The 12074-nt window shown below is 42.6% G+C and carries 12 protein-coding genes; 4 read left to right on the forward strand and 8 right to left on the reverse strand.

The window, feature by feature from the left end; translation table 11 throughout:
• Nucleotides 1-96: 96 nt before the first annotated feature.
• Together cobQ and V7K73_RS05830 are read right to left on the reverse strand one after the other, a co-directional pair.
• On the reverse strand, nt 97-1575 hold the full coding sequence (gene cobQ, locus V7K73_RS05825; protein WP_334877979.1) for a cobyric acid synthase CobQ: 1479 nt from the start codon (nt 1573-1575) through the stop codon (nt 97-99).
• A gap of 263 nt (nt 1576-1838) precedes the next feature.
• Nucleotides 1839-2243, reverse strand: a complete 405-nt coding sequence (locus V7K73_RS05830; protein WP_334877981.1) for an Npun_F0494 family protein — start codon at nt 2241-2243, stop codon at nt 1839-1841.
• 194 nt (nt 2244-2437) lie between these two features.
• Here V7K73_RS05830 and V7K73_RS05835 point away from each other — a divergent pair, with 194 nt between their 5' ends.
• The gene (locus V7K73_RS05835; protein WP_334877983.1) at nt 2438-2875 is read left to right on the forward strand and encodes a peroxiredoxin; all 438 of its coding nucleotides are present in this window, start codon (nt 2438-2440) and stop codon (nt 2873-2875) included.
• Between the two features lie 197 nt (nt 2876-3072).
• Here V7K73_RS05835 and V7K73_RS05840 read toward each other — a convergent pair whose 3' ends face one another.
• The 4 genes from V7K73_RS05840 to V7K73_RS05855 all read right to left on the reverse strand — a co-directional run bounded on the left by V7K73_RS05840 (nt 3073) and on the right by V7K73_RS05855 (nt 7233).
• Nucleotides 3073-3453, reverse strand: coding sequence for a hypothetical protein (locus V7K73_RS05840; protein WP_334877985.1), 381 nt, complete (start codon nt 3451-3453; stop codon nt 3073-3075).
• A 49-nt stretch (nt 3454-3502) separates the two neighbouring features.
• The gene (locus tag V7K73_RS05845; RefSeq protein WP_334877987.1) at nt 3503-4390 is read right to left on the reverse strand and encodes an ABC transporter permease; all 888 of its coding nucleotides are present in this window, start codon (nt 4388-4390) and stop codon (nt 3503-3505) included.
• 225 nt (nt 4391-4615) lie between these two features.
• Nucleotides 4616-5635 carry an ABC transporter ATP-binding protein gene (locus V7K73_RS05850; protein WP_334877989.1) on the reverse strand — a complete coding sequence of 340 codons (1020 nt, stop codon included), beginning with the start codon at nt 5633-5635 and terminating at the stop codon, nt 4616-4618.
• Nucleotides 5636-5715: 80 nt separating this feature from the next.
• Nucleotides 5716-7233: an aminotransferase class I/II-fold pyridoxal phosphate-dependent enzyme gene (locus V7K73_RS05855; protein WP_334877991.1), complete on the reverse strand. Its 1518-nt coding sequence runs from the start codon at nt 7231-7233 to the stop codon at nt 5716-5718.
• Between the two features lie 320 nt (nt 7234-7553).
• On the opposite strand from V7K73_RS05855, the gene V7K73_RS05860 reads away from it, so the two are divergent.
• Nucleotides 7554-8261, forward strand: coding sequence for a M15 family metallopeptidase (locus tag V7K73_RS05860; RefSeq protein ID WP_334877993.1), 708 nt, complete (start codon nt 7554-7556; stop codon nt 8259-8261).
• Nucleotides 8262-8266: 5 nt separating this feature from the next.
• On the opposite strand, the gene V7K73_RS05865 is transcribed toward V7K73_RS05860, so the two are convergent.
• Both V7K73_RS05865 and V7K73_RS05870 read right to left on the reverse strand, forming a co-directional pair.
• Complete coding sequence (locus V7K73_RS05865; protein ID WP_334877995.1) at nt 8267-8740, reverse strand: TspO/MBR family protein; 474 nt, start codon at nt 8738-8740, stop codon at nt 8267-8269.
• A gap of 90 nt (nt 8741-8830) precedes the next feature.
• Complete coding sequence (locus tag V7K73_RS05870) at nt 8831-9304, reverse strand: TspO/MBR family protein (RefSeq protein WP_334877997.1); 474 nt, start codon at nt 9302-9304, stop codon at nt 8831-8833.
• Between the two features lie 266 nt (nt 9305-9570).
• Here V7K73_RS05870 and V7K73_RS05875 point away from each other — a divergent pair, with 266 nt between their 5' ends.
• Both V7K73_RS05875 and V7K73_RS05880 read left to right on the forward strand, forming a co-directional pair.
• Nucleotides 9571-10293, forward strand: coding sequence for a cyanoexosortase B system-associated protein (locus V7K73_RS05875; RefSeq protein ID WP_334877998.1), 723 nt, complete (start codon nt 9571-9573; stop codon nt 10291-10293).
• 211 nt (nt 10294-10504) lie between these two features.
• Nucleotides 10505-11863, forward strand: coding sequence for a polysaccharide biosynthesis/export family protein (locus V7K73_RS05880; protein ID WP_334878000.1), 1359 nt, complete (start codon nt 10505-10507; stop codon nt 11861-11863).
• The last annotated feature ends 211 nt before the right edge of the window (nt 11864-12074 follow it).

Here is a 12074-nt window from a genome sequence, read left to right on the forward strand (position 1 = left end):
TAATTCGTAATTCGTAATTCGTAATTCGTAATTCGTAATTAAGACAGACTCAAAACAAACAATCCATCTTTATTGAATTTTTTATCGTAGCCTAGCTTAAGACAAAAACGGAGTTAAGTCTATATGGCTTTCTACTTCAGTGGCTAGGGAGTCCAAAATCTGCTCTCGTTGTTCTCGGTAGTTAGCAACACCGGTGGGCAAAGATTTTAAGCCGCGCTGTTGACGGAGGCGATTTAACCAAGCGCGTCGCCAAGGGCCGTTGTCAAAAAGCCCGTGAAGATAACTACCCCAGACGGATTGACAACTATCCACTAACCCTAAATTAATATCGTCAAATAGGGCATGGTACGATTGAGGGTCTACACCTTGCTGTTCGATGCGCGATCGCCCTTGGTGGATTTCAAAGCCATTTACTGGCAAGCCCTGTTGCGGATAATTCGAGCTAACTTGGCGCTGGCGGGCGATTTTTTGTCCGGTAATTACGGTTCTTATTGGTAAAAGATTTAACCCCTGATACCTGCCTGCTTGTCCCTCTATCCCTTCAGGATCAGCGATCATTTGACCGAGCATTTGATACCCACCGCAGATACCTAAAACCGTTCCCCCAGAAGCAGCATAGTTTTGGATAGCTTCTGCCATACCGGTTTTTTGCAGCAGTAGCAAATCAGCAATTGTGGTTTTTGTCCCTGGAAGAATTACGGCATCAGGATGTCCCAAATCTTGCTTTGGACTTAGATATTTTACTGAAACAGTGCTTTCTGATTCGAGTGGGTCAAAGTCGGTAAAATTGGCAATTCTGGGTAAGCGGATGACGGCAATGTTGAGGTCAGCTTGGGCTTTATAGGATTCACGTTCTAGCAAATCAAGGGAGTCTTCTGCTGGAAACACTTGTTGTAAGTAGGGTATAACACCAATAACGGGTATACCTGTGCGTTCTTCTAACCATTTTATCCCCGGATCTAGGAGCGATCGCTGTCCTCGGAACTTATTAATTACTACACCCTTAATTAAGGCGCGTTCATCTGGTTCTAATAACTCTAAGGTTCCAATGACATGGGCAAAAGCCCCACCCCGATCAATGTCAACTACTAACATTGTTGGCGCATTTAAATGTTTTGCCACCCGCATATTAGTTAAGTCGCGGTGCTTGAGGTTAATTTCTGCTGGACTACCGGCACCTTCACAAACCACCATGTCAAATTCTGTTCCTAAATGCTGTAGCGATTCTTCAATTGCCCGCCACCCCACGTCAAAATATTGCTCGTAGTAATCTGAGGCACTTACTTTACCAACAGACCTGCCTTTAATAATTACTTGGGAAGTCATATCCCCTTGAGGTTTGAGTAAAATTGGGTTCATTTCTACCCAAGGTACGACTCCCGCCGCCCAAGCTTGGACTGCTTGGGCATAGCCAATTTCTCCACCATTGGCAGTGACATAAGCATTTAAAGCCATATTTTGACCTTTAAAGGGAGCCACTCGCCAGCCACGCCGCGACAGAATGCGACAAATAGCTGTAGTTAAAAGTGATTTCCCTGCATGGGATGTTGTCCCCACCACCATAATTGATTTCATAGTTGCTATTCGTTAGTTTTCAGGATACAGGGTGAATTTTTAGGAGCGAATCATAGGCGAGCAGGGGGAGGATGAGGGAGATGAGGGAGATGAGGGAGAAGAACTAATACGATCATGCCCAATGCCCAATGATGCCCAATGCCCACCATAAGCATCACAAAGTTCAATTAGATGATTATGGTAAAGACTTCATGAATAGATGTGAGGTTTCCGTATATATTGTTCCCTTTGATTCCCTAATCCTAACTTTTTGGTTTTTTATTCTAAAAAGGTATCCGCAACCAACGAATCACAGCATCGGATAAACGATCGCGCCATGAAGGTGTACGCCAATTTTTTCCCTGATATTGTTCTACCAACTGGCGACCTAAGGGAGTCAGGCGATAACTATCTGTAATGCCCTGACCATCGACTTCTCGCCGTAATACACCCACTTGGATCAGCCAGCCCAAGGCGTTGTCACAGGCTAATTCTGATAAAGGGCGTTTAGTATAGCCCTGCTTGAGGCCATTTTCTAAGGCGATCGCAGTTAATGACACACTCTGGTGTCCCATGACTTCAAATAAAGATAAAGTGAAGGGCGAACACACTAGCGATCGCTCGGCTCTGTCTACTGTGCTTTGAGGATAGACAAAAATATTTGGGTTTTGGGAATCAACAGCAGCCATTGTGTATGGGTAGTAATTTTTCTTCTGATAAAAATTAATCTAACAATATATTTTTCTTGTACTAACTACCTCATTTAACCAAAAATTGCTTACCTAAAGTATAGTTATGCTATTTTTTAGTAATTATATTAAATGATTATAAATTAATGTAAAATTTCAAGTGCATCAACAATCTGAAACAGGAAAGCTTAATTATGCCTCTAGCAGTTGGTACGGATGCACCTGCATTTACCGCCAAAGATACAAACGGCAACACAGTTTCGTTATCTGAGTTGAAAGGAAAGACGGTTGTTTTGTATTTTTACCCCAAAGATGATACGCCAGGTTGCACCAAACAAGCCTGTAGTTTTCGGGATGCCCAGTCTCAATATCAAGGTAAAGATATTGTTATCTTGGGAGTCAGTGCAGATGATGAAGTTTCTCATCAAGCATTCACCCAAAAATATGATTTGAATTTTCCCCTACTGGCTGACACCGACAAATCCCTCATCAAAGCTTTTGATGTGGATGGCGGCGGTTATGCCAAGCGCGTTACCTACGTAATTGACCCCAACGGCAAAATTACCCATGTTGACGCTAGTGTAAATACCACTACCCATGCTAGCGATGTTTTAGCTTCACTTGGGCTGTAGTTTTTTACCTGATAACTAAGGATTTTTTCAATAGTCTCAGCCCCAAGCCCTAATAGTCTGTCAAGTTTAAATTGATGGGTCAACAAGTTGGTAGTGAGGACTTTAGTCCTTATTTTCTAAGCACGCTTTGTGCTTACTACAAACTTTTCATTACTAGCTTGATCGAGTACTAGAGACTTGGGGTTCTTTGTTAGAATTCATTTACCTGATGCTGGTGTAACCGATTGTGGTATAACCAATGGTGAACTCGGAGATGTTTGCTGTTCACCTCGAATTAGTTTTTGTTGCCTTGCTTTAAAAGCTGCTGCGGCTGAGTCTAGTTCTTCGTTCTGTTGGTTAGAATCCCAGTTGAGAGTCCCGAAATTCGCCCGATGAATCAAGTCAAACATATTGAAATTGTCTGAGTTGGAACGGGAGAAAGGATCAGTATTTTGGTCTGTTGTACTATTACTGGGAAAAGCATCGGCTGGGCTGACTTGTTGAGCCGAACTTGGTTGAGCCATGAGCAAGGAAGCGAAGCTAATTCCTGCCACGGTAGCCAGAAAGAATCTAGGAATTTGTAAAAATAATTTTTTCATCGGATTTTGACCCTAAAATTACTACATTTTATCTGCAATTTGCTCCTCTTTAAGCAAGAGTGCGCCGCAGTTGGGGTTGAATACTCAGTAAGGCGACAACGGCAAAGCCAAATAATACCAGCAACGCTCCCCCGAAGGTCACATTACCCCAAGGCGCTTGCATGACTACGCTACTTAGTCCCCAACTACTGTGGAGATACAGATAGCGAATGGGTTCGATCGCATAGCTGAGGGGATTTAGGGTAGCTACAACCTGCAACCACTGAGGCATGAAGGATAAAGGAGCCAAAGCTGTACTAGCAAACAATAATGGTAGGTTAGTGACGAAAATCACTGCAATCAATTCAATATGTCCCGGTAGAGCGAAAGCTAAACCAAGGGAGATAGCTGTTACACCCAAAGCTAAGAGGAATACAATTAGAGCGATCGCACATAAACCCGTTGCATCTGGTAGTCCAGCCCCAATAAAGGCTGCTGCTGCAACAATCACGGCTGCTTGCAGCAAACTTTGGCTGATGATAAAGATTGCCGAAGCAAAGACAATGGAAAACCGTGATGCTAACGGTGCTACCAGCAAACGATTCAAAAAGCCGAACTCGCGGTCAAACATTACGGGCAAACCAGCATTCAGCGCCCCAGCAAAGGCTGTAAAAACAATTACTCCCGCAGCCAAAAATTGCCCGTAATTTGTCGTACTGCCAAACATACCTTTGGGTGCATTTTGAAATAAAGCCCCAAATAGCACTAACCACATCACCGGCTGAATAATTCCGGCAACCAATGTTGAGGGACGGCGTTGTAATTGAATAAACAAGCGACGAGTTAAAGCCAACGTCTCTTGTACCAATTCACCGAAAAAGTTAGGTGCAGCATTAGCATCTGCTTGTGGCGATGCTAACGGCTGCCAATTGATATCAGATTTAGGAGTAACACTCATAGGAATTTTGGATTTTGGATTTTGAATTTTGAATTTTATAGGACTTACGCAAAAACTCCTCAAACTCTTATTACTTCGTGTCCTTTGCGTCCTTTGCGGTTCGTTTTTTCATAATTTTGCGTAAGTCCTATTTTAGATTGGGGATTGGGCATGGGGGATTGTGGATTGGGCATTGGGCATTGATTATTAATTCTTCTCCCCCAGCCTCCCCTGCTCCCCCTGCCCCTATCTCATATTCTGCTTCTTCTCAGCTTTGGGATCGCGAGTGGCAACGGCTGCCAGTTCTGCATCCATTAGTGTGCGTCCTGTAGCGGCGAGGTAAACGTCATCGAGGCTGGGGCGAGATTGGGCTATGCCAAATATGGGCAAGCCAGCAGTATTCAGCGCTTGCTGTATGTTAATCAAAACATCATTCTGAGGTGTCACTACCAAGTTGAGGGAATTACCTTGAGCGCTGTTGATGATCGCTTCTTGCACAAACGGCAAAGTTTGCAAGAGGTTTTTGGCAATTTCTGCTTCCTCAATCGGGGAAAACTCGCGGATTCGTAAGGTGATGCGATCGCCCCCTACTTGATCTTTTAATTGTGAAGGTGTACCATTTGCAATCACAACGCCGCGATCTATAATTGCCACGCGATCGGCTAAAGCGTCAATCTCTTCTAAGTAATGGCTGGTAATTACTACCGTCGTCCCAGAGGCGCGTAATTTCCGCAAAAAATCCCATACCACAAAACGGGTTTCTATGTCAAGTCCTACTGTTGGCTCATCTAAGACTAAAACATCCGGTGAATGGAGTAACCCAGCAGCCAAGTCTAGGCGCTTGCGTAAACCGCCGGAATAGGTTCCTGTTTTTTTATTGGCGTATTCTTGCAAACCGAGTAAATCTAATACATTCTCAATGCGCTGCTTGCCTACTGCGCCTGGGAGATGATAAAGTGCGGCTTGCAGTTGCAGCAGTTCTCTTCCAGTCAGCACCTTATCTATAGCGACTTCTTGAGCAACATAGCCTAGTCGTTGTCTTGCCACTTTCGGATTATCTAACACAGAAATGCCAGATACTTCGATTTTGCCAGCATCCGGTGTGGTAAGTGTACATAAAGCACGCAAGGTAGTAGTTTTACCAGCACCGTTGGGGCCAAGTAAACCAAAAATTTCTCCTGGTTCTACCTGAAAGGAAACATCTTCAACGGCAACCACTGTACCGTAACGTTTTTGCAAATTTTGAATGAAAACGGCGGGAGCCATGACAGCTTATCCCCAACTATACAAATCTCAATAAAGTCTATCTTTATTGTAGAAGGTGAAGAGTGTCGAGAGGATAAAAATTAAATTTTTACCACTTTCAAAGTTTTGAAGCTCGTGTCATTGCAACCGGTAATAAATCCTCCCATCGCCTGAATTTGTTGCAGATAGTCAATAACGGGTTTGGTGATGACTTCTCCTGGCATTAACAAGGGAATTCCTGGGGGATAGGGACAGACGATTTCGGCACAGATGCGTTGATTGGTCTGTATCAAAGGTAGTATTTCACTGACAGCAAAAAAGGCTTCACGGGGAGAATAACATAAATCATGACACTGTGTAGTGAAATGCTGCTGCCAAAGATGGTTTTTAACAGTCAAGTTGGTTCGGCGATATTCTTTGGCAAGAGTAGTAAAACTTTGTACCAGTTGCTCAATATCAGCTGGGGTGTTACCCAAACTAATAATAAAGGTGAGATGTTGCAGTGAGGCGAATTCGGCGGTGACAGCAAATTTTTGATCGAGAATTTCATCCGCCTCAAATCCGGTTAAGCCTAAACCAGAAACAGTGACAGTTAATCGCGTTTCGTCTAAAGCGACAAAGCCGGGAGATCCGTTTAACCCACCTATAGAAGAAGATCCCCCCAACCCCCCTTCAAAAGGGGGGCTAAGAATTTCCAAAACTGATAATCTAGGAATTTGACTGATTTTTGTTCTAGCTTTATTGGCAAGTTGCAAAGTGCGAGACATCAGCATTTTTCCGTAAAGCGCCATTTGCTGACGGGCTGCATCTAAAGAAGCTAAAAGTAAATAACTAGGACTGGTAGATTGTACAAGTTGCAAAGCTTTACTGATGCGATCGCAATCAATCCTGTTACCTTGGATGTGCAGCATTGATGCTTGTGTCATTGCACCAAGTACTTTGTGAATGGATTGTACACTTAAATCGGCACCTGCGGCTAAGGCTGGAGTGGGTAATTGTGGATGAAAGGCAAAGTGGGCGCCGTGGGCTTCATCTACAAGTAGAGGGATATTATATTGATGTGTAATGCTGGCGATCGCACTCAAATTTCCACAAACGCCGTAATATGTTGGATAAACTGTCAACACTGCTTTAGCATCTGGGTGTTGTTGGAGTGCAGATTGTACAGAATTGGGCGTGATGCTGTGGGCAATATCTAAAACTGAATCATATTCAGGATTAAGAAAAATTGGTATTGCACCAGAGAGAATTAAACCAGCGATCGCAGATGAATGCACATTTCGAGGCAGAATGATTTTATCACCTGTGCCACAAGTAGCGAGAATTGCTGCTTCAATCCCACAGGTAGAACCATTGACAAGAAACCATGTTTGTGTAGCGCCAAATGCCTCAGCCGCTAGTTGTTGTGCTTCTTGAATAACGCCTTGGGGCGCAAAGAGATTATCTAAATCAGCTAATTCGGTTAAATCAGCGCGAAAGACGGCTTTACCAAATAAATCAGCTAAAAGTTGAGAAATTCCCTCACCATGTTTATGTCCTGGAGTGTAAAAAGGCGCATGGAGTCTTGCTGCATTGGCTTTTAAGGCATCTAATAAAGGTGTTTGGTTTTGATTGAGCATTTAAAAATAAGTAATACCATTTCTTTGTGAGGCTGCGCCAAACCCTCTTAACTTCTTCTTTCTTTCTTTCTTTCTTTCTTTCTTTCTTTCTTTCTTTGTGTTCTTTGCGGACTTTGCGGTTCGTTTTTCTTTCTTGTACTTAAATATGGTTTAGCGCATCTTCATACAGAATTGGTATAAGTAGGTCAAATTAAACATAAAACCTCACTCTCATCCGGCTTCCCTCTCCTTAATAAGGAGAGGGATTGAGGGTGAGGTTTGCTCTTAATATTTAATTACGCCTACCTACTTAACAAACGCTTGAATTACGAATTATTCACATGAGACTTTATCATCAAATCCCGATTTTTGAGTGTGGTGAACCACTAATAGAGATTCCTTTAGAATTGTTTGCGGTGGAATCTCCCCATCCTTATGAAAAATTAGGTGCTACTTATGGTATACACTCCCCTTATTATCTCCGTCAAAGTGTTATTGAAAATTTGATCCAAGCGCAAAATTATCTTCAACTACTGCATCGTAACTGGCGTATCCAAATTTTTGATGCTTATCGCCCGATCGCAGTCCAGCAGTTTATGGTAGATTACAGCTTCGCGCAAGCAGTGCAAGATAGGGGATTAACTAATGTGGAATTATCCCCAAACCAACGCCAAGAGATTTGGGAAGCGGTTTATGAAATTTGGGCTGTACCGAGTTTAGATGAAAAAACTCCCCCTCCTCACAGTACAGGTGCGGCGGTAGATGTGACGCTGGTAGATGATGCAGGACAAATAGTAAATATGGGTTCGCCCATTGATGAAATGTCAGAGCGATCGCACCCAGATTATTATGCCAATAGCGATCGCCCAGAAGCCCAAAAGTATCATGCTCACCGTCAGCTATTGCAACATGTAATGTTAAAAGCCGGTTTTCAACGCAATCCTAGAGAGTGGTGGCATTTTTCTATTGGCGATCAAATGTGGGCTTGGCTGAATAATCAATCCAATCCAGCCAATCCTGTTACAGCACATTATGGGCGTCTTGCATAAATGCGTTATGCATCTTGAGGATTTAACTCTTTTAACTCGTCGGTAGTGTAAGTACCAATAGGAGTCCAAACTAGATAAGGAAGGAGTAACAGCGCCGCTATTAAAGAAATCGGCAAAACGCAGATTGCAAGCACAACACCTGAAATCAAACCGATTAGCCCAAGAATTTCACCAGCTTTGAGACTACGGAACCTCAACATTACAGGTATGTAGGCGACGGTGATAATTTCCACCAAGAGGTACAAAGCCATTAATAGCCAAGTAATTATACCTCCTGGATTTTTTTCCCAGACAATATAAGCTGAAGCTGCACCGCAAATAAAAATCACAGTCCAGATTACCGGAATCAACGGCTCAAAAACTAGCCAACGAGGGCGACTTAAACGTGCAAACCATTTAACATCACGCGGCGTGATTAAGAAACTACCAAGGGCGACGAAGAAAGTCACAGCCCCAATTATTATCCAAGATGGAATCATAATGCACTCAAGTTTTGTGTATTTTGTCAAGCCATACACTGCAAGTTTGACAATTTAAGGCATAGTTTGAATCATTCGTTAGTGCGAATCTTAGGCATCTTGAGGATTGAGACTGATCATCTGCCAAGTGGTATAAGTACCAATGGGACTCCAGAGTAAATAAGGAACTAGTAATAGTGCTGCCCAACCAGAAATACTTATAATTGCAAGTATCAATAAAGCATTAATGATAAAACCTGTGCCACCAAGAATTGTACCGACTTTCAGGCTGCGGAGCTTAAACATTACAGGCGTATAGGCAATGGTTACAATTTCTAGAAGCAAGTATAAACCCATGATTAACCAGGTTGAGTTGCTTCCTGGGTCTTTTTCCCAGATAATATAAGCTGACCAAGCACCGCAAATAAATATTACAGTCCAGATAATAGGAATCGCACCCTCAAAAGTTAGCCATCTCGGTCGTTGTAAGCGCTTGAACCATTGGCGATCGCTAGGCGTAATTACGTTAGCTGCTAAAGCAACTAAGAAAGCTACACCCCCAATCACCATCCAAGATTTAATCATGGCCGTTATTCCTTTACAAGCGCTATCTATCGCTTAATATCACTCTTTATAGTCTGATTTTGTCAATTTAGTTACTCATTACTCATCATCCCTGAGTTTGAAACCTTTAGATCGTTTGGTAAGATTTTAAATTATCGGCATTGGGCATTGCTTATTTATTTATGTCTGCCTTATCTTTCCTGCTTTTTCTCTACTCATAAATATTACTGAACTCATGGTGTGATTTTATGAAGTAAAATTTTGCCTAAGTATCATAAATTTTACTGATGATTTCTTTCTCCAAGTTTTTTAAGGAAAACCAATTGAGTCAGGTAGCAGCACTTTTGTTATTGCTACTCTTGTTGGCAATAGGAGCAGTTCCCGGATACCTGACAGGACACTGGCAATGGAAACAGCCCCCACCTGTTACTACCCTCAACAAGTTAAAACAGATCCGCAATGCTGGGTTAGCCCTTCCTGGTTGGCAAACTATTGAACAAGCAGAACAGGAAATTGGCGAACATAAATGGTCTTTGCAGGTACTTAAAAAAGAAGGTTCCGAATCCCAGGCAATCTTACTTTTGCTGCCGCAAAATGGGCCTATGGATCAACCAGAGGTAGAGTGGACAGACGTTAACGGCTGGGGAAGGTCACGCTGGGGAAAGTGGGATATAGCTCAATATCGTTCTGCTGAATTTACTGTAAAACCATCTGCAAAGTTAGCTTCAAATATCGTAACTAAAGTAGAAGCTAGGTTCTTTCGCGCCGTCACACCACCGCAAACCTTCGCTGTCTTGCAATGGTACGCTATGCCAGACGGCGGAAATCCATCACCTTTACACTGGTTCTTGGCAGATCAATTAGCCCAGTGGCATAAGCAACGCACTCCTTGGGTGAGTGTGAGCATTCTGATTCCAATGGAACCTTTGGGGCAAGTAGAAACATCTTGGCCTTTAGCACAGTCTATAGGAGAAACAGTGCAAACTCAATTGATGGCAGGCCCTTTATAGAGTCTGTTACAGATACCCTTGTGCAGAGATTCATTAGAAGTATCTTTATAATCGCGTTCAGGTTCAAAATATGATGTTATAAATTAAAATTGGTAAAATTTTTCTACTTTTTCTTGGTAAAATACTCGCAGATAAAAGAGACATTTAGGATATTTTGAGAGTAAAATTACCACTTGGCGCTACTAATTTTTATCTCAGTTTTCCTGCACCGATGTTCATAGATCCAAGTTCTTATATGCGTGCATTCAGCGCCCTGTCTTTTGTCAGTCTTCAAGTAGGAGTTTTCTTAACAACACCTATCCAGCTTGTTGTTGCCCAGCCTTTTCCATTTCCAGGACAATCACCAAAGCAACCACCTTCGCCTGTTCCAGGTACTGAAGTTGTACCTCCAGGTGCAAATAACGAAATTTCCCCCCAACTCAACCGCTATCTTTTGGGGCCAGGAGATACAATTGGCGTTGTGCTTCAGCGTCCTCCAGGCCCGTACCGCTTAGGAATCGGAGATGGAATTAGCGTTTCGGTTCAGCGCTTTCCAGATTTGAGCTTTCAAGCTTTAATCAACCCAGAAGGTAACATTGTGGTGCCGCTATTGGGAAAAGTTTCCTTACAAGGTTTGACTTTGGAAGAAGCTCAAGAAAAAATTCGCTTGGGTTTAAATCGTTATGTGGTTGATCCAGTAATAGTTTTAGCCTTAGCAACGCAGCGTCAAGACTTAAGTTTTCAAGCTGCAATTAGTCCAGAAGGCAACATCGTAGTGCCACAAGTAGGAACGGTGTCATTACAAGGCTTAACTTTAGAAGAAGCTCAAGAAAAAATTCGCTTGAGCTTAAGTAAAATTTTACCCGATCCAATTGTAGTAGTATCCTTGGCAGGGACGCGACCAGTTCAAGTTACCATTAGTGGGGAAATATTTAAACCAGGAATTTATCCAATTAATTCAACAACACCCCGCGTTGCTGATGCCTTGCTAATATCTGGTGGTTCAACTTTGAATGCAGACCTGCGACAAGTGCAAGTCCGCCGGAAGTTAATCGATGGTTCTGTGATTTCACAAACTATTGATTTATATGCAGCACTGCAAGATGGCGGTTCAATTCCTAATTTACGCTTACAAGACGGAGATGCTGTACTTGTCCCCCGTCGTGAAGTTGGTAATAATGACGATTATGACCGCAATTTGGTAGCACGTTCATCTTTGGCCACACCACAGATTAGAATCCGCGTTTTAAACTACGCTGCGGGAGGTCTTTCCATTCAAGCACTACCTAACGGGAGTACCTTTGTAGATGCTTTAGGAGGAGTAAATCTCGATACTGCTAATCTCCGAGATATCGCTCTGGTTCGCTTTGATCCTGAACAAGGTAAAGCTGTTACCCAGAAACTTGATGCTAAAAAAGCTCTAGGAGGCGATGCATCTCAAAATGTAGCCCTTCAAGATAATGATGTTCTTGTTGTTGGTCGCAACCTCATCGGTAAAATTACTAATTTCTTGACTACCATTACCCAACCCTTCTTCAATGTCCAGTCCTTTCTCCGATTTTTTGACAACTTCGGTGGCGGGTCAAATTAATGACTTTAAAAGAAGGATACAATCTGAAAATAGTTGGGAGTGCAGGAAGCCACATCTCTAACTTATCTTTTAATTGGTTAATGTAAAAATATTAAAGATATCAACCGGTGTATATAGTAGGAAGTTGATAGCATCCTTATATCAAAGCCACTATCTTTAGTTTGGTGCTTCCTAATTTTGAATTTTTAATCTTAAATTTTGAATTGGAGCG

Origin of the sequence: Nostoc sp. (assembly GCF_036916975.1) — a bacterium.
Taxonomy (GTDB): domain Bacteria; phylum Cyanobacteriota; class Cyanobacteriia; order Cyanobacteriales; family Nostocaceae; genus Nostoc.